Annotated in this window: 17 protein-coding genes; 14 read left to right on the top strand and 3 right to left on the bottom strand. The window is 56.3% G+C overall.

Annotated elements, in window-relative coordinates; genetic code table 11:
* The first annotated feature begins 37 nt into the window (after nt 1-37).
* From AC0YNS_RS19465 to AC0YNS_RS19445, 5 genes are all read left to right on the top strand, one after another.
* Nucleotides 38-610: a histidine phosphatase family protein gene (locus AC0YNS_RS19465; protein ID WP_475782638.1), complete on the top strand. Its 573-nt coding sequence runs from the start codon at nt 38-40 to the stop codon at nt 608-610.
* Nucleotides 601-1,023 (top strand): GNAT family N-acetyltransferase, encoded by a 423-nt coding sequence (locus tag AC0YNS_RS19460; protein ID WP_475782637.1) that lies wholly within the window; start codon nt 601-603, stop codon nt 1,021-1,023. The genes AC0YNS_RS19465 and AC0YNS_RS19460 overlap by 10 nt, the downstream gene beginning before the upstream one ends.
* Before the next feature lie 72 nt (nt 1,024-1,095).
* Nucleotides 1,096-1,401 carry a Dabb family protein gene (locus AC0YNS_RS19455; protein ID WP_475782636.1) on the top strand — a complete coding sequence of 102 codons (306 nt, stop codon included), beginning with the start codon at nt 1,096-1,098 and terminating at the stop codon, nt 1,399-1,401.
* Between the two features lie 34 nt (nt 1,402-1,435).
* The gene (locus AC0YNS_RS19450; RefSeq protein ID WP_475782635.1) at nt 1,436-1,681 is read left to right on the top strand and encodes a hypothetical protein; all 246 of its coding nucleotides are present in this window, start codon (nt 1,436-1,438) and stop codon (nt 1,679-1,681) included.
* Nucleotides 1,682-1,771: 90 nt separating this feature from the next.
* Nucleotides 1,772-2,242, top strand: a complete 471-nt coding sequence (locus AC0YNS_RS19445; RefSeq protein WP_475782634.1) for a GNAT family N-acetyltransferase — start codon at nt 1,772-1,774, stop codon at nt 2,240-2,242.
* Nucleotides 2,243-2,668: 426 nt separating this feature from the next.
* Here the strand turns inward: AC0YNS_RS19445 and AC0YNS_RS19440 are convergent, their stop codons facing one another.
* Both AC0YNS_RS19440 and AC0YNS_RS19435 read right to left on the bottom strand, forming a co-directional pair.
* Entirely contained in the window at nt 2,669-3,694 is a 1,026-nt protein-coding gene (locus tag AC0YNS_RS19440) for an electron transfer flavoprotein subunit alpha/FixB family protein (RefSeq protein WP_475782926.1), read from the bottom strand.
* 538 nt (nt 3,695-4,232) lie between these two features.
* Nucleotides 4,233-5,021, bottom strand: a complete 789-nt coding sequence (locus AC0YNS_RS19435) for an electron transfer flavoprotein subunit beta/FixA family protein (protein ID WP_475782633.1) — start codon at nt 5,019-5,021, stop codon at nt 4,233-4,235.
* 283 nt (nt 5,022-5,304) lie between these two features.
* Here AC0YNS_RS19435 and AC0YNS_RS19430 point away from each other — a divergent pair, with 283 nt between their 5' ends.
* The 9 genes from AC0YNS_RS19430 (at nt 5,305) to map (ending at nt 17,414) form a co-directional block, all read left to right on the top strand.
* Complete coding sequence (locus AC0YNS_RS19430) at nt 5,305-7,668, top strand: (Fe-S)-binding protein (protein ID WP_475782925.1); 2,364 nt, start codon at nt 5,305-5,307, stop codon at nt 7,666-7,668.
* A gap of 15 nt (nt 7,669-7,683) precedes the next feature.
* Entirely contained in the window at nt 7,684-10,107 is a 2,424-nt protein-coding gene (locus AC0YNS_RS19425) for a 3-hydroxyacyl-CoA dehydrogenase/enoyl-CoA hydratase family protein (RefSeq protein ID WP_475782632.1), read from the top strand.
* Nucleotides 10,108-10,158: 51 nt separating this feature from the next.
* Nucleotides 10,159-11,361: an acetyl-CoA C-acyltransferase gene (locus AC0YNS_RS19420; protein WP_475782631.1), complete on the top strand. Its 1,203-nt coding sequence runs from the start codon at nt 10,159-10,161 to the stop codon at nt 11,359-11,361.
* Between the two features lie 516 nt (nt 11,362-11,877).
* Nucleotides 11,878-13,674, top strand: coding sequence for an acyl-CoA dehydrogenase family protein (locus AC0YNS_RS19415; protein WP_475782630.1), 1,797 nt, complete (start codon nt 11,878-11,880; stop codon nt 13,672-13,674).
* A 16-nt stretch (nt 13,675-13,690) separates the two neighbouring features.
* On the top strand, nt 13,691-15,427 hold the full coding sequence (locus tag AC0YNS_RS19410; protein WP_475782629.1) for a long-chain-fatty-acid--CoA ligase: 1,737 nt from the start codon (nt 13,691-13,693) through the stop codon (nt 15,425-15,427).
* Nucleotides 15,384-15,827, top strand: coding sequence for a PaaI family thioesterase (locus AC0YNS_RS19405; protein WP_475782628.1), 444 nt, complete (start codon nt 15,384-15,386; stop codon nt 15,825-15,827). Before AC0YNS_RS19410 ends, AC0YNS_RS19405 begins: the two co-directional genes overlap by 44 nt.
* A 105-nt stretch (nt 15,828-15,932) precedes the next feature.
* A complete protein-coding gene (locus tag AC0YNS_RS19400; protein ID WP_475782627.1) occupies nt 15,933-16,157 on the top strand; it encodes a hypothetical protein in 225 nt (74 codons plus the stop codon).
* 217 nt (nt 16,158-16,374) lie between these two features.
* On the top strand, nt 16,375-16,563 hold the full coding sequence (locus AC0YNS_RS19395) for a hypothetical protein (RefSeq protein ID WP_090978737.1): 189 nt from the start codon (nt 16,375-16,377) through the stop codon (nt 16,561-16,563).
* Between the two features lie 107 nt (nt 16,564-16,670).
* Nucleotides 16,671-17,414, top strand: a complete 744-nt coding sequence (gene map, locus AC0YNS_RS19390) for a type I methionyl aminopeptidase (protein ID WP_475782626.1) — start codon at nt 16,671-16,673, stop codon at nt 17,412-17,414.
* A 65-nt stretch (nt 17,415-17,479) separates the two neighbouring features.
* On the opposite strand, the gene AC0YNS_RS19385 is transcribed toward map, so the two are convergent.
* Nucleotides 17,480-18,406 (bottom strand): helix-turn-helix domain-containing protein, encoded by a 927-nt coding sequence (locus tag AC0YNS_RS19385; RefSeq protein WP_475782625.1) that lies wholly within the window; start codon nt 18,404-18,406, stop codon nt 17,480-17,482.
* Between the last annotated feature and the right edge of the window lie 54 nt (nt 18,407-18,460).

Here is an 18,460-nt window from a genome sequence, read left to right as displayed (position 1 = left end):
GATGACATGGGTATGAGAAGCAGAGGGGAAGTGGTGCGTGTTGCATACGCGGCTTTATATGGTTAGACATGCGGAATCCTCCTATTCGCTCAGGGAAGATCGTACGCGGGGCTTGTCGGCACGAGGCCAAGAGGATGTTCACCGAGTAACGGCGCTTCTGCGAGACCTACCTATCGATGCAGTCGTTTCCAGTCCGTATGCCAGAGCATCACTAACCGTGCAGGGGATCGCCGAGCAGCGCGGCTTGCCGATTGTTTCGTTTGAAGAGCTGCGAGAACGGCAGCTTCATGGCATCGACTATCCACTATCAGAGGGCGAGTTTCAGGCGGCGATTAAGCGATCCTTCTCAGATCATGACGCGGTGCTTCCCGGCGGGGAATCCTTCAGGCAGGCGCAGCAACGGGCGGTGCCGGTTATTAAAAAGCTGCTTCGTGATTATCAAGGTCGATCCATTGCTGTCGGTACGCATGGCAATGTGATGAGTATGATTTTACATGCGTTTGATGCTCGTTATGGTTGGGAGTTCTGGAAGAGTACCTCGATGCCGGACGTGTACCGACTGGAGTTTCGACTGGATGAGCTGATTGGAGTGGAGCGTTTATGGAGCTGACTTACAGAGAAATGTTAATAGCCGACTACGATGAATCTCACGCATTGTGGCTGAAGACAGAAGGAATGGTGCTGAGCGAAGCCGATTCCTGCGAAGAAATCGAAGGCTACTTAGCGCGTAATCCGGGCTGCAGCTTCGTCTGTGAGGATAGCGGCGGGCAATTGGTTGGTACAATATTAGGTGGGCATGATGGCAGGCGCGGCTTTATCTATCATTTGGCCGTGTCGCGGGATCATCGTGGTAAGGGAATTGGCGGGCAGCTGGTGAAGCGGAGTCTGGACAAGCTGCGTGAAGCCGGTATTCAGAAATGTCATCTGTTCGTCCAGGAGAACAACGAGATTGGCAATCGCTTCTGGGCGCGATCGGGCTGGACTAGACGATCGGGTATTGCGTTGTTTTCGATGGATACTTAGGGGCGGCATTGGCGAGTGTAGTTTGAAGCAAGGCCAATATAAATCACACTAAACATTGGGAGGCACAACAATATGAATCAAACAAGCATTCAGCACATGGTTATTTTCAATTTGAAGCACGAGCTAGGATCGGCTGCGGCGGAGCAGTTCTTGAAGGATGGGGAGCGTCTGTTGACCTCGATTCCGGTTGTGCAGGAGTTCAGCGTGTTTAAGCAAGTCAGCGTCAAGAACGACTACGACTATGGCTTCTCCATGGTGTTCAGCAGCCAGGAGGATTACGAGACTTACAATGCGCATCCGGTCCATGTTGATTTTGTAGAGAACAGATGGATTCCGGAGGTTGACCGATTCTTGGAAATTGATTTTAAGAAACTATAGGTTATCGCCGCATTGGGAGGAAGGGGATACTGGAATGACAAGGAGACAAGCTGTTGTTGGCACCGTCCTATCATTGGTTTTCCCGGGCCTCGTATATGTCATCCTGTATGCTATTGTCGCGTTGAAAAATAGGGCTGAACAGGACTTTGCCTATCATGATAGCTATTTTCTGGTGATGCATGTGGGATGGGGCGGCTATCTGGCTTGTGCGGTGCTTGCGATGCTTCTGTTTACGATCGTTATCTGGGGATATTGGTTCGTGAGGAAGCTGTTCAAGTAGCAATGCGAGGCAGCATTCGAGGCAGAGCGGAGTACGAGATTGTACATCGGTTTTCGAACCAGATACAAGGCTGTGGGAGCGGTGGTGCTATTGACTCGTATAATCAAACAAGCTGAACCGCATGAGCTTGGCATCGTGCATCGTACGATACGGGAATCTTTTATGGAGTATGAAGGAAAGCTGTTACCGCAATCAGGTGCGCTAAGGGAGACGGAAGAGAGCATTCGCCGTGAAATCGAGGCAGGCGGCGGCGCGGTGATCGTCTGGGAAGGTGCTGAACCGATTGGGACGGCGGTCTACTCGTTCAAGGATACATACATGTACATCGGCAGAGTTTCCGTGAAGCCGGCTTGGCGCGGCAAAGGCATTGGGCGCGAGATCATGTCGTACTTGGAGGCTTTTGCAGGCGAACGCGGCTACTCGGAAACCGAAGTTGGTGTTAGGCTTTCCATTCCGGGAAATGTAAATTTCTACGCGGGATTGCAGTATGAGGTGAGGGAGCATCTCTTCTACTCAGAGGGCACGGACAGCTGGTATGTGATGAGGAAGTTGCTTGGTTAGTATGTTGATAAAGGGGTTGCCACGTCATCCGGATTTCGCGGATGGAGGGCAACCCCTTTTGATTTGTATAAGAGAGGTAACAGGTACCTTTCTTTAGCTGAAAATGTTGCTTTTCGCTGTGTGAGCGTTATGGTGGACCGCTCTTTGAGCAGAAATGCTCATTTCTGACCAACGTGCGGTAATGGGTACCGCTCAGGTTGATGGACTTGAGCAGCTACTAGCTTATTTAGTGAGATCATCGGGGGGATGTGTGGTTCTGGGTGCTACACATGGGCTAGATTCGTTGGATTTGAGTGGATGTGTGCTTCTGGGTGCTACACATGGGCTAGATTCGTTGGATTTGAGTGGATGTGTGGTTCTGGGTGTTACACATGGGCTAGATTCGTCGGATTTGAGTGGATGTGTGGTTCTGGGTGCTACACATATTTAGTTGCTCGAATTCGATAGGATCCGCTCGAACTCCGCGGTGAGGAGCGGTACGACCTCGAACAAGTCGCCGACGATGCCGTAATCGGCTACGCCGAAGATGGGGGCGTCGGGGTCTTTGTTGATCGCAACGATGACGCGGGATTGGCTCATGCCGGCGAGATGCTGAATGGCACCGCTTATTCCGCAGGCGATGTAGAGCTTTGGCGTGACCGTTTTGCCGGTCTGGCCGATCTGCAGCGCGTAATCACAGTAGCCGGCATCGCAGGCACCACGCGAGGCGCCGACTGCGCCGCCGAGCACCTGTGCCAGCGCTTCGAGAGGCGCGAAGCCGTCCGCGCTGCGCACACCTCTGCCGCCGGCGATGATGATATCCGCCTCGGCAAGATCGACCCGTCCGCTGGCTTTGCGAACGACGTCGCGGACAATGGTCCATAAAGGTGGCGCGGTGTAAGGCAGCGCCGCTATTGTGCCCTCGCTGCCGGCGTCGACCGGCTCCGCGACGGGCAGGTTGTTCGGACGCACCGTGATGACGCACGGTGCGCCTCGCTCGATTCGCCGCTGCTCGAACGCCTTGCCGGCGTAGATCGGACGAGTGAAGATCGCGTCTGCGACATCGCCGTCCCCCGGCACGGTGACGGCAGTCACATCCGCGATGTGGCCGCCTTGCACGGCGGCGGCCACGCGGGGCGCGAGCTCGCGCCCCGCCGCGGTGTGGCCGAGCAGAATGATGCTCGGCTGCACCGCAGCAACGGCTGCGCCGATGGCGGCGGCGAACGCCTCGGGCGCAAAGCCCGCCAGGGCGGGGTCGTCAACGACATGGACGACCTCTGCCCCCCGGGCGGCAAGCTCGGCGGCAGCTGCAGCGAGCGCCGCCGAGCTTGCCGCCGAACCGCCGCCGGCCAAGACGGCATGCACGCTGCCGCCGTCTCCGGCCAGCAGCCTGGCGGCGCCAAGCGCTTCAAGCGCCACGCGCCGCAGCTTGCCCTCCGCGCACTCGGCATACACGAGTGCCGTTCGTTTCAATTGATTGCTCATCGCTCGTATACCTCCACAGAATAAATAGTGGTGCTCAGAACAGCTTCGCTTCGCGCCCCGCAGCACGGCTGCCTGTTCGCCAGTCGTGCCGGCGAGCTTGCGGCCATTAGCGAGAATCGGCAGCGCGAACAGAGGTACCGCGACCGCTCCGTCCGCGGCGCTGTGGTTGTTAAGCTATTAAGTAGCTCACCCAGGGAGCTACATTAGCGAGAAATCAAGGAACTGAGAGAAAGTAGCTGCCCCAGAGGTCTACATTAGCAAGAAATCAGGGAAATGAGAGAAAGTAGCATACCCAGAGGCCTACATTAGCGAGAAATGAGGGAAATGAGATAAGTAGCTGCCCCAGAGGTCTACATTAGCGAGAAATCAAGGAACTGAGAGAGAGTAGCATACCCAGGCATCTACATTGGCGAGAAATTAAGCAATTGTGAGAAAGTAGCTCACCTAGGGATATACTTACTTAGACATCAAGATGAGTAGGCCGCCAATTCATAGCGGCTTTCGCTCCGTTGAAGCTTTCGCCGTGCTAGAACAGCTTCGCTTCGCGCTGCAGCAAATCCGCTAGGGCTGCGGCTTGCTCGCCAGGCGTGCCGGCGAGCTTGCGACCTGCGGCGCGCACCGGCGGCGCGAGCAGCGCGACCCGCTCCGTCCGCGGCGCCAGGTCATCGGCGGTGAGTCCGAGCTCCGCTGCGGTCACTTGCCGAAGCGGCTTGCGCTTCGCTTTCATGATGCCCGGCAGCGAAGGGTAGCGCGGCTCGTTCAGCCCTTGTTGCGCTGTAATGAGCGCGGGGAGGGGGATTTCCACCGTTTCCAAGCCCCACTCAGTATCCCTTTCTACTACTGCAGTCAGTCCACCACCGCCACCGCCGCCGTCCCGCACCTCGATCTTCAGCGCCGCAGACGCATGCGGCAGACCCAGCAGCTCCGCGGCCTGCAGGGCGATGCTTCCCGCTCCGCGGTCAACGGCAAACAGCCCGGCCATCAGCAGGTCTGGCTGCAGCGACTTCACGGCTGCGGCTAGTGCCGCCGCAATGGCGCGGTCGTTTCCTTGCAGCCCCTCTTCGCTCACATGCACCGCTTCATCGGCGCCCATCGCAAGGCCGGTGCGAAGCGCTTCAATGGTGCGCTCCGGTCCGCAGCTGACGACAGTGACGCTGCCGCCATGGGTTTCGCGCAGCCGAAGCGCTTCCTCCAGCGCGTATTCGTCATACGGATTAATGATGTATTTCACGCTATGCTCGGATACAGCCCCGCCAACGAGCTCGATTTTTTCCTCCGTATCAAAGGTTTGCTTTATCAAAACCACTACTTGCATCGGTACCAAACACCTCCCGATCGTTCGTATCAGTCATACGGCCGCGCCGTGTCCGAATACGTTAAACTAAGCCATCTAAACATGCTTCGCCCAGTGTTACCTTATGAACTTGGCCCTTAAAATAGACCGCAGCGGGCGCCTTCAATGGAGCCCTTTCCGCATGTTACCGCTTAAGAGGACATATACTGAATCACTCCGCGATTCCAGAAAAGGAGGGATCCTTGTGGGGTTTTTAAGTACGCATCTGCTTGCGGCGTTGTTGCGATGGCTGCTTTTTGCAGGGATGACGGGAACGGCGCTCTGGTGCTTCTACACCGTTGTGATGCGGCGGATCGGCTACATTCGGATGGGCCGCAGCGGTGGTCCCAATCGGCCATCCACTACCTCCCACGATACGTCCGATCCCGAAAATGATAACCGCGAGGAGATGCTGCATACCTCTTCCTTCGCGGCGAACGCAGCGCTCGCATCGGCGGCAACGGGAAACGAAAGTACGCGCAGAGGCTGGGATTGGGTGCTTCAGGTGTTCGGCCATCGGAAGCTGCTGAAGGATATTCGCAGCGGACTTATGCATGTCGTCATCTTCTACGGGTTTATCATGCTGCAATTCGGTGCGATCGATATTATCTGGAAAGGAATTAGCGGGAAGCCGCTGCCGCTGCCGGCTTATGATGCTTTTGTCCAGTCTCAGGAAATAACCGTGCTGCTCGTCCTTCTGGCTATTCTGTACGGCGGTTTTCGACGTTACGTGGAGCGGATTAGACGTCTCAAGAGGGGCTGGAAACCCTCCCTCGTGCTTTGGTTTATTGGCGGACTGATGGTTACGGTTCTCCTTACACAATCGTTCGACAGACTGCATGAGACTGGGCATTTGCTTCGGGCTGATTCGCTCTTCACGAGCCATGCTCCCGTTTCCTCCACCATAGCGGAAGCGCTGCGGGACATCGGCATGACAGCTGCTGTGGGAAGGGTATTCTACGAGTTATTTTGGTGGCTGCACTATGCGGTGCTGCTCGCTTTTCTGGTGTATGTGCCGCAGTCGAAGCATTTTCACATCATGACAGCGCCCATTAATCTGTGGCTTCACCGCAAAACGCCCCCAGGCAAACTGGTGCCGCTCGATCTGGAGGATGAGGAAGCGGAGTCCTTCGGCGTCGGCACGGTGGAGCAATTCACGTCCAAACAGCTGCTGGATCTCTACGCATGCGTCGAATGCGGGCGCTGTACCAACGTTTGTCCCGCTTCAAACACCGGCAAGCTGCTGTCACCGATGCATCTCATCGTGAAGCTGCGTGACCACTTGACCGAGAAAGGGGCGGCGATTACTTCCAAGTCCCCTTGGGTACCTTCATTCGGCGGGCAAGTCAATAAGCTGCAAACGAGTGCGCATGTGATGACAAGCGCAACGCCGATATGGGTGCAGCGCAGCGGCAACGTCCACCATTCGGCGGCAACGATGACTACGATCGAGCCCACGATGACCGTGCAGCAGCAAGCATGGAACGTGCACGAGGACACAACGGTTTCGGAAGTGGCGCTGATCGGCGAGGTGATGACGGAGTCGGAGCTGTGGGCCTGCACCACGTGTCGCAGCTGCGAGGAACAGTGCCCCGTAGGCAATGAGCACGTGGACAAAATCATCGACATGCGGCGCTACCTCGTCCTCATGGAAGGCCGCATTCCGGCAGAAGGCCAGCGCGCGATGAACAATATCGAGCGGCAGGGCAATCCGTGGGGGCTTCCGCGCGGCGAACGTGCAGCATGGCTGAAGGCATACGAGGCAGAAGCAGCTGTTCTAAGCGGCGCCGGTGTCGGCGGCGGTGCCGGTGGCAGTCAAACAGCAAAACCCGTACGCACGATGCAGGAAGCCATTCGGCAGGGCGAGCAGCCGGAGCTGCTGTTGTGGGCCGGCACAATGGGGGCTTATGATCAGCGGAGCCGTAAGGTGCTTTTTGCTTTCGTCCGTCTGTTGCAGGAGGCTGGTATCCCGTTCGCCGTGCTAGGCGGTGAAGAGAAAAATTCCGGGGATACTGCGCGGCGGATGGGCAACGAGCTGCTGTTCCAGACGCTTTGCCGCGATAATGTCGAGACGCTGCAGCGATATGGCATTCGGCGGATCGTGACGATTTGCCCGCATACCTTTAACTCTCTGAAAAATGAGTATACCGACTTTGGCCTAAGCACTTCGGTCGTCGTCGAGCATCATACTACGATGCTTGCCCGGCTTGTTGCACAAGGTAAGCTGCGGCCTCTACATCAAGTGAAGGAACGGATTGTGTATCACGATTCTTGTTATTTGGGTCGGTATAACGGCATCTACGATGCGCCGCGTCAGGTGCTCAGCGCGATACCCGGCGTCAACCTGGTGGAGATGGAGCGAAGCCGGCAGAACGGGATGTGCTGCGGAGCCGGCGGCGGCCTGATGTGGATGGAAGAACGAACCGGTCTGCGGGTTAACGAGGCCAGAACCTCACAGGCACTGGAGACCTCGCCAACGGTCATCGGTTCGGCTTGCCCGTATTGTCTCACGATGATGGAGGATGGCATCAAGCAGCTTGGCGTGGAGGAGAAGGTACGAGCAAGAGATGTAGCGGAACTGCTCGCTGAGAGTGTTTTCGGCAAATCGCAAACAAGCACTGTTACTTAAAAGGGGGGGAGCTATGTGGGAGTACGAGCTTCACGGTCGACACCAATTCGCCGCGCGGCTGTAATTGGGTCGGGGGTTATGGGAGCCGGCATCGCCGCTCATCTTGCCAATGCAGGCATTAGCGTGCTGCTGCTCGACGTGCCGCCTGCCGCGTTGACCGAGCAGGAAAGCCGTGCCGGATTGACGCTGGAGGATCGAAGTGTCCGCAATAGGCTGGCGGCGGCAAGCATTGCGAAGCTGGCGGGCCAGCAGCCGCCTGCTCTGTATGATTTGGCATTCGCACAGCGGATTACGGCAGGAAATCTGGAGGATGATCTCGCCAAGCTGGCCGGCGTGGAGTGGATTGTTGAAGCTGTAGTGGAGCGGCTCGACGTGAAACGCAATGTGTTTGCCCGAGTGGAAAAGGTGCTGAAGCCGGGGACGCTCATTACGACGAACACCTCCGGGCTATCGGTTGCCGCGATGTCGGAGGGGCGGAGCGAAGCGTTTCGGAATTATTTTGCAGCTGCACATTTCTTCAATCCCCCTCGACATATGAAGTTGGTTGAGCTTGTGGCGGGACCGGATACGGATGCTGCTGTCATGAGTCGGCTGACCCGCATCTGCGAGCTTCAGCTTGGCAAAGGTGTCGTGATCGCGAAGGACACGCCGAACTTCATCGCCAATCGGATCGGAACGTATGGCATGCTGACTACGATTGCGGCCATGAAGCAATTCGGACTGAGCGTCGATGAGGTGGATGCCCTGACAGGGCCTGCTATGGGGAGGCCGAAGACGGCGACGTTCCGCATGCTTGATTTGGTCGGACTGGATACGTTGCTCCATGTTGTCGATAATGTGCGGGAGCGCAGTGAGGATGCGATTGATCAAGAAGCGTTCACGAGGCCTCCGGAGCTTGAAGCGCTGGTTGCGCGCGGATGGATTGGGGAGAAGGCGGGAGCCGGATTCTATCGCAAAATCAAACGACCCGGCGGAGGCAGCGATATTGAAACCTTGCAGCTGGATACGATGACGTACGCCCCGAAGAAGAACGTGAATTCGCCGATTATTGAAGCGTCGAAGTCGGCCAAAGGCGCAGCAGGTAAGGTGAAAGCGCTGCTCTTCACGGATACGAACGACCGCTACGCGCAGTTTGCTTGGCAGTCGATCAAGACGGTGCTGCTCTATGCGGCAAGGCAGATCGGCGTTGTGGCGGATACGGTTCATGATGTGGATCGCGCGCTCGTCTGGGGCTTCAACTGGGAACTTGGACCTTTTGAGCTGTGGGATGCCATTGGGCTCGAACGGTCGGTACAGCGGATGCGCGCCGAGGGCGATGATATTCCGACGTGGCTCTCCGAGTGGCTGGCGTCGGGAAACGCAAGCTTTTACAAGGAAGAGGGACAGCGAAGGTTCTATGTGAATCGCGAGGAATATCGGCTGCAGCCGGAAGAAACGGATGTTATTTCGCTGGCCGGCCTTAAACGGGCGGGCAAAGTGATCCTGGGCAATTCCGGCGCATCGCTGCTCGATCTGGGCGATGAAGTGGCATGCTTGGCTTTCCACTCCCCGAACAATGCGATTGGCGGAGATATTCTGACGGCGATTCGCCAGAGTGCAGACGAGGTCAGCCGCAATTGGCGCGGACTTGTCGTCGCGAATGAGGGTCGTCACTTCTGTGTCGGCGCTAATCTGATGATGCTGCTGATGGAAGCGCAGAACGGTGACTTCGATGAAGTGGACGATATCATCCGCTTATTCCAGGACAGCATGCTGCTGCTCAAACGGCTTGATCGACCTGTCGTTGCTGCGCCTCATCGGATGACGCTTGGCGGGGGCGTGGAAGCCTGCTTGCCGGCAGATGAAATAATCTACTCCGCAGAGACGTATTATGGTCTCGTCGAGACCGGCGTAGGGCTTATTCCTGCCGGAGGCGGCTGTAAGGAAGCGGCGGCTATGGCGGCTTCGCGCGCAGGAGCGGGAGGCGATCTGCAGCCGCATGTGAATGCGCTGTTCGAGACGATCGCGATGGCGAAGACATCCGGCAGCGGCTATGACGTGCAGCGCATCGGCCTGATGCGGCCGCAGGATCGCGTCATTATCCGCGGCGAGAGTCGCGTGGCCGAGGCGAAGCGGCGCGTGCTTGAGCTTGATCAAGCGGGCTACACGCCGCAGCCTGCGGGAGGCCGCATCCGCGTAGCGGGGCGCGAAGGCCGTGCCGTGCTGCAGCTGGCCGTCGACGCGATGCGCCTTGGCGGGCAAGTGAGCGAGCATGACGTGCGCATCGGCCGCAAGCTCGCGCATGTGCTCGCCGGAGGCGATGCCGCGCCTGGCGCGGAAGTTAGCGAGCAGTATTTGCTCGATTTGGAACGCGAAGCGTTCCTCAGCTTGTGCGGCGAGCCGCTGACGCAGGCGAGGATGCGGCATATGCTTGCAACGGGTAAGCCGCTGCGGAATTAGCGAGCGATTAGCAAAAAGCATGAAGCGATAAGCTCAAGGAGGTGACCGCCAATGTTGAAAGCAAACCATCCGCTCGACGCTGTCATTGTGTCGGCGGTACGGACGGCTGTAGGCAAAGCGAAGAAAGGCAGTCTGGCGGATACGAGAGCCGAGGATCTGGGGCGTGCGGTGCTCCGTGCTGCGGTTGATCGCGTGCCCGGACTGACGTACGGCGATGTGCAGGATGTTATTATCGGGTGCGCCATGCCCGAGGGCGAGCAGGGGCTGAACTTCGCCCGCATTATGACGTTGTATGCGGGCTATCCGGTCACGACGCCGGCTGTTACCGTGAATCGCTTCTGCGCCTCCGGCTTGCAGGCGATTGCTTACGCGGCGGAGCGAATTCGTCTTGGCGAGGCAGAGGTCGTGCTCGCCGGAGGGGTTGAAAGCATGAGCCATGTCCCGATGACCGGCTTCAAGCTTTCGCCGCATCCCGGCATTGCCGATGCGATGCCGGAGGTGTACATGGGCATGGGCCATACCGCCGAGGAGGTGGCCCGGCGCTATGGCGTTAGCCGCGAGGCGCAGGATGCTTTCGCTGCGGAGAGCCACCGCAAGGCGGCGAGGGCGCAAGTGGAAGGCCGGTTCAGTGACGAGATCGTCCCCCTTCAAGTGCAGCGGGAAGGGGTAGACGATAACGGCCGGCCATGGGCGCGCAGCTTGCTCTTTGATCGAGATGAAGGGGTCAGGGCAGATACGACCCCAGAGGTGCTGGCGAAGCTGAAGCCTTCCTTCGCGCGCGAAGGGACGGTCACGGCGGGCAATACCTCGCAGATGAGTGACGGTGCCGCGGCCGTTATCGTGATGAGCCGCGCGCGCGCCGAGAAACTGGGGATTACGAAGCCGCTTGCCGTCTTCCGCGCCTACAGTGTAGCGGGCGTCGCTCCTGAGGTGATGGGGATCGGCCCGATTGAAGCCATTCCGAAGGTGCTGGACCGCGCCGGTATTACGAAAGAGCAGGTGGATGTGTTCGAGCTGAATGAGGCGTTTGCCGCGCAGTGCTTGCCTATTATTGAGCAGCTCGGCCTGGATCCGGAACGCGTCAATGTAAACGGCGGCGCCATCGCGCTTGGTCACCCGCTTGGCTGTACGGGAACGAAGCTGACCGTCTCGCTCATCCACGAGCTGCGGCGCCGCGGCGGCGGAATCGGTGTCGTCTCGATGTGCATCGGCGGCGGCATGGGTGCAGCAGGCGTGCTCGAGGTGTCACCTTAAAGATTTCAACTTTCACACACCACACACATCACACACACCACACACACACACACACCACACATCACACACATCACACACACCACACACACCACACCATACTAACCAAACTCACCAACACGCACTAAAATCCGCCATGCTCTTCCCAGCTGCCTAACTAACCGAGTCTTTCTTTAGAAATGTTGCTGAAAATACAACATTTCCGCTGAATTACCGCCGGGTATGATCGAATGTTGCATGGAATGCAACATTTGATCCGCCAAGAGGCCTATCTAGCTGAAAACGGGCAAAAATGTTGCATAAACAGCAACATTTCCCTCGTTTTCTCACCGGGAGACGAGAAATGCTGCAGTATTTGCAACATTTCCTCCCTCTTCCTTCTCTCCCTCTCCCCGCGCGAAATCGCACCACGAATTCGAGCACAATGCGCCGCTAAGGCGCACGTTGCTTGATCTCAAGTCGATCGCAGCAAGCAGGCTGCGTCTTGATCGCAAGCAGATAGAAAGGAGTGAACGTCAGATGGCGCAAAACAATCGATGGGGCGGCCGGTTTGTCGTGGAGGATATGTCGCCGAGCGCAATCGTCACCCCGGAGGATTTTACCGATGAGCAGCGGATGATTGCTGATGCGGCGCGCGCTTTTCTGGTGGGCGAAATTCGCCCCCGCGATGCCCAAATCGAGGCGCTCGACTATAAGCTGACGGTGGAGCTGATGCAGAAGGCGGGCGAGCTCGGCTTGCTCGGCGCTGACGTACCCGAGGCATACGGCGGACTCGGGCTCGACAAGGTGAGCTCGACGCTTCTCGCCGAAACGCTCGCCGAAGCTTCGTCCTTCGCGCTCTCCGTCGGGGCACATGTCGGCATCGGCACATTGCCGATTGTCTTCTTCGGCTCGCAGGCGCAGAAGGAAAAGTATCTGCCTGACCTGGCCATAGGCAAGAAAATCGCCGCTTACTGCCTGACAGAGCCTGCTTCAGGTTCCGACGCGCTTGGTGCGCGCACAACGGCGAGGCTGACGCCGGATGGGAAGCACTACATTCTAAACGGATCGAAATTATATATTACGAACTCCGGTTTTGCGGATTTATTCATCGTATACGCGAAGGTGAACGGGGACCACTTCACCGCCTTTATCGTGGAGCGCGGCTTGCCTGGCTTCAGCATTGGACCGGAGGAGCACAAGATGGGCATTAAAGGCTCCTCGACCTGCCCAATCTTCTTCGACGATACGCCGGTTCCGGCCGGAAATGTGCTCGGCGAGGTCGGCAAAGGACATATCATCGCCTTTAACATCCTGAACATCGGTCGCTTCAAGCTGGCGGCAGCCTGCGTCGGAGGGGCGAAGGAAACGATCGGGCTTGCCGTCAAATACGCGAATACGCGCAAACAGTTCGGCCGGGCAATTGCGTCGTTCCCTCTGATTGGCGCGAAGCTGGCGGATATGAACATTGCCACCTATGTGCTGGAGAGCATGGTCTACCGGACAGCAGGCTGGATCGACGAAATGCTCAAGGAGAGCGAAGCCGCAGGCTCAGATAATAGTGCAGACGCCGGGGCGATTGCGGCAAAAGCCATTTCCGAGTATGCGCTGGAATGCTCCATTAACAAAGTTTTTGCAACGGAAGTGCTCGATTATGTGGCGGACGAAGGCGTCCAAATCCACGGGGGCTACGGCTATATCAAGGATTACAAGGTAGAGCGAATCTACCGCGATTCTCGAATCAACCGTATTTTCGAAGGTACGAACGAGATCAATCGGATGCTCATCCCCGGCACCTTGATGAAGAAAGCGCTCAAGGGCGAGCTGCCTCTCCTTCGTAAAGCGCGCGCTTTGCAGGCGGAGCTGCTGCAGCCCATGCCGCTTCCACCATTCGATGAGCCGCTTAGCAAGGAAACGTTCCGCATTCAGCAGGGGAAGAAAATCTTCCTCGCGGTCGGCGGCATGGCGGTACAGAAGTACGGACTTGCACTGGAGCAGCAGCAAGAGGTGTTATGCCTGTTGGCTGACATGATGATTCAAGTGTTCGCCATGGAAAGCGCCAATCTGCGTACACGCAAAATGCTGCTTCGCGGCGACAGCGCATCAGCTGCAGCCACGCAAAATGCAATCGACATGACCGTCGTCTTCGTTCAAGAGGCGATGGAGCGGATCGAGCGGTACGCCAAAACAACGCTCGCCGCGCTGGAAGAAGGGGATGCGCTCCAAACCCAGCTGGCCGTCATGAAGAAGCTCACTCGCTCCCCGCTTGTCGATACAATCTCGCTTAAACGCGGCATAGCCGCGCGCGTCATCCGCAGCCAGCAATACACGTTGTAGGGGGAGGCTTTTGGAGATGGAAGAACCGCAAGAGAGGCCCTGGCTTCGCTGCTATCCCGGTGAAATTGCGCCTGATGTGGAAATTCCGAATATAAGCATAAGCGATATGCTGCTTCAAACAACCGCCAAATACCCCACCCATGAAGCGCTGCATTTCTACGGCAAGAAAACAACCTACCGCGAGCTGCTGTCCGCTTCCCAGCGGATGGCTGCAGGGCTGCAGGCTGCCGGCATCGTCAGAGGCGACCGTGTCGCCATTATGCTGCCGAACTGCCCGCAGACGATCATTGCATACTTCGGCGTGATGCTTGCCGGTGCTGTTGTCGTCATGACGAACCCGCTCTATGTAGAGCGGGAGCTTGAGCACCAACTCAAGGATAGCGGCGCGGTAGCGATTGTGACCTTGGATTTGTTGTATCCCCGTCTGGAGCGGGTGCGGGGCAAGACGCCTGAGGATGGCCCCGTACCTCAGCTGCACACTGTAATTGTCACCTCCATCCAAGACGCGCTCCCTTTTCCGAAGAACCTGCTCTTCCCCATCAAACAAAGACGCTCCGGAAATAATCCACAAGTCACGTATGGGAAGCACGGCGTCAAACGATATACCTCCTTTATGTCAAAGGCACCTAAATTGCCGTCTGAGGTAGCCGTTGATCCCGCCAACGATGTTGCGCTGATTCAATACACCGGCGGTACAACGGGAATTGCGAAAGGCGTCATGCTCACAAACCGAAACTTAATCGCGAATGCCAAGCAGTCCGTGGCGTGGTTTTACCGGATGGAGGAGGGCAAGGAACGTTTACTTGCAGCGCTGCCGCTCTTTCATGTTTTTGGATTGACGGTCATTATGAATTTGTCCGTGATGATCGGCGGCACTATTATATTGCTTCCCCGCTTCGAGGTTGGTGTGGTACTGGAGACGATTAAGAAGCTGAAACCAACGCTTTTTCCGGGTGCCCCTACGATGTACATCGCCCTCTTAAACCATCCCGATGTGAAGAAGTATGATTTATCCTCTATTCGAGTATGTGTCAGCGGGTCGTCGCCGTTGCCGCTGGAGGTACAGACGCAGTTCGAAGCGCTGACCGGCGGCAAAATTATCGAAGGTTATGGACTCACGGAAGCGTCGCCGGTGACGCATGTCAATCCAATCTGGACGAAGCGCAAAATCGGTACTGTCGGCCTGCCCTTCCCCAATACAGATGCCAAAATCGTCGATATGACGACAGGCGAAGATCTCCCGCAAGGTGAAGTAGGCGAGCTGCTCGTACGTGGACCCCAGGTTATGCTCGGTTATTGGGGGAGGCCGGAGGCTACCGCTGCGACATTCAAGGACGGCTGGCTGCGTACCGGAGACTTGGCCCAAATGGACAGTGACGGTTTCTTTGCTATCGTGGACCGGATCAAAGATATCATTATCGCAGGCGGTTTTAATATCTACCCGCGCGAGGTGGAAGAAGTGCTCTACGAGCATCCGGGCGTTCGTGATGCTGCCGTTATTGGTGTAAAGGACCCTTATCGGGGGGAGACGGTGAAGGCGTTTATCGTACTGCGCAAAGATGTGAACATCTCATCGATGCAGCTTGATCGGTGGTGCCGAGACCGGTTGGCTGTGTTTAAGGTGCCGCATCTGTATGAATTTCGAACCGAGCTTCCCATGACGATGATTGGGAAGGTGCTGCGGCGCAAGCTGCAGGAGGAGGAAGCGAATGAGCGAGAAGGAAAAGGGATCGGAGCAGATACGCCCCCATGATGCAAGAGCTTCGCTTGATGCGTTGGCAGAGGCGGCCAAACCGACTTTCTGGGGACACCTTGGCTGTGAGCTGGATCATGCAGAACCAGGGAAGGCGGTCGTGTCGCTGAATGTGCGCCCGGAGCATCTCAATCTCGCCCGCATCGTGCATGGCGGCGTGCTGGCTTCCTTGCTGGATAACGCAATGGGGCTTGTCGTGATCTTGGAGTGTCCGGGCGAGAAGACGGTGACGACGCAGCTGAATGTCCATTATTTGCAGAGCGCAGGCATTGGGATTATCCGTTGTGAGGCTTTGCTTATTCATAAATCACGACGAACACTCACAATGCAAGGGCGTATTGTCGATAATAATGAAGAGCTGCTTGCATGGGGGAGCGGAACGTTTCGCAGAGTAACTTAATTGTAACATGTTACATTTTCGCAGAGGGTTGTTCGTGACATTGAAAGCGTTATCCCTTTCCCCTATAATTAGCATATCTGGAAAACAAACTGGGGAGAGGGGAGAATGATCGTGGTTAGTCCATGGATGACGAACGTAGTTATCTTGTTTGGCATCATTGTCGCAATCGTAGGTGTAGTGGCCTATTTGCGGGTCTATAAGAATAGTGCCTGGTCAGCCGCATCATCGTCAAACTCTCGCCGAACCGATCAACCAAGCGACAATCTCATTCCGTCCGCGGAAGAGTCAGCTGCGACCAGAGATGAACCCATAGAAGACGACAAAATCTGAAGGAATTGTAAAATTAATTCTGTTCGCTTTTATATCTAAGTTTAAAATGTTATAATTGATTGATAAATGAAACAATTTCCCTAAACTCCTAACCCACCTTCATTTAAGCCGATCGTTCGACACCTATGAGGAGTACCAGCCGCGGTTCAAGTTCCGCCGTGTGCGTTCTCGTGCAGTTATTGTTAGGACCACTAAGCCGATGCTAGGAGGGGATTTCATGGCGAAACGCAGCCATAATGAAGTCAAAGAAAGCCTCAAGGAACTAACAAGGATTTTTCAGCCGAAGGATTCACGGAAGTTTGTCCGAGATTATATCCGCAAATATCGGATTATGGGCGGGTATGAGGAAGAATTGACGATGCTCGTTGAACATGAGATGGGACGACTTCGGTCATCAGTAAGCTAAATACGTTGAACCATTAACCTTGCCCGGCACGATAGGGACAAGGTTTTTTTGTTATACGTCGTGTTCTGCTTCCTGCACCTCAGCTAATGCTTCTGGAGGGATGCCGTATGATTCATTACAAGACTGATGAACAGCTGCTCCTGATTCGCAAAGCAGGCCGAATTGTTTCGGGCTGTCACGCCGAAATTGCCAAGCGGCTTCGGCCCGGTGTCACCACGCTTGAAATCGACCGGTTCGTCGATGCCTATATGCGCCAAAATGGTGCACGTCCTGCTCAGAAGGGCTACAAAGGTTATCCGTACGCGACATGTGCTTCTGTCGGTGAGGTCGTTTGCCATGGTTTTCCGAAGGATGTGCCGCTTCGCGAAGGGGAGATCGTGACCATCGATATGGTCGCGGAGCTTGATGGCTGGATGGCGGATTCGGCATGGACGTATGCGGTTGGTCACGTAAGTGCTGATCTGCAGCGGCTGATGAATGCGACGAAGCATGCCCTGTATCAAGGGATTGCACAGGCGACTGCGGGCAAAAGAATCGGTGATATCGGGAATGCTGTGCAGCGTGTGGCGGAATCGGAGGGGTACTCCATCGTAGATGCGTTTATCGGACACGGGATTGGACGCAGCATGCATGAGGAACCGCAGGTTCACCACAAGGGGAAAGCGGGGACGGGCAAGAAGCTCGCTAAGGGCATGGTCATTACCGTCGAGCCGATCTTCGTTCTGGGGAAGCCGTACATCAATATTGATCAGGACGGCTGGACGGCCCGGACTCTGGATGGAACCATCGGCGCGCAATATGAGCATACGGTGGCGATTACGGACGGAGAAGCTTTTATATTGACGAGCTAGTAGAGGAAGAGGGAGTTCGCCCGGTCGGCGGACTCCCAGGTTTAGTTTGAAACTGCTACCCGCAGTTACTTGGGAGCGAGTCGGTATTGGCGCGGCGTTACGCCTGTTTTCTTCTTAAACAGCTCGTTAAAAAACTTCATGTCCTGGTAGCCGGCTTGGGCGGCAATTTCGCTGATCCTGGCATCTGTTCGCAGCAGCAGCTTGCAGCTGAGATCAATTCGCGCACTCTGTACATAGTCCAGAAACGTCATGCCTGTCGCTTTCTTAAAGCCGCGCTGAAAATGCCGCTCGCTGATTCCAAGCTGCGCCGCCATATCGGCGACATGCAGCTCTGAGGTGCAGTTAGCGTCAATCTGCTCCACGATCTGCTGCATGGAAGCGGAGGTTGTGGTCTTGGGCTGCTGTTGCTGCGTGGTATGTGGCTGCGACTGCTCGAGCCATCTGCGATAGACCATGATGAGCAGCTCGATGGTTGCGGCGCATAGATTGGCGGTGAACCCTGGTTTGCGAGACGTAAACTCGTCATGCAGCTTATGAAAGAGCTGCTGACCTTCTTCGTTGCGATCTCGGACATGTAGCCATTGCCCGGCATGATTCAGCTCGCTCAGCGATTTCGTTATTTGGGGTTCTGCGTAGACGGCTTGCAATAGCTTGTCCAGCTGCTCCGTGGTGAAGATGCAGTTGTACATAATGAGCGAGCGGCCTTTGGCCATGGAGCTGGGACGGAATACATGCGAGATGCCGACCGGAATGAAGAACAGATCGCCGCGAGAAACAGGCATTTGGTCTTCACCGATATAGTGGAAGCCGGCGCCTTCGGTCACCATGCAGATTTCGATAAAATCATGCGCATGCATGACGAGGTCGAAAGACTCCTGGACGCGGTTGACGAAAATAGGCAGCTGCTGCGATTCGTGATCCGTCTCGAATAGGGAGGCGTACGGCAGCAGCCGTTCTCCTTTGGAGAAATGTGGAATGGAGTTATCGGTCATTAGCCGCGTATACCCTCCTCTCGTTGAGTGTGATGAGTAATATTATAGCGGAAC

This window comes from Paenibacillus sp. J22FR21 (assembly GCF_056269135.1).
Note: the sequence above shows the minus strand (reverse complement) of the source record. Positions and strands in the feature narration are given on the sequence as shown.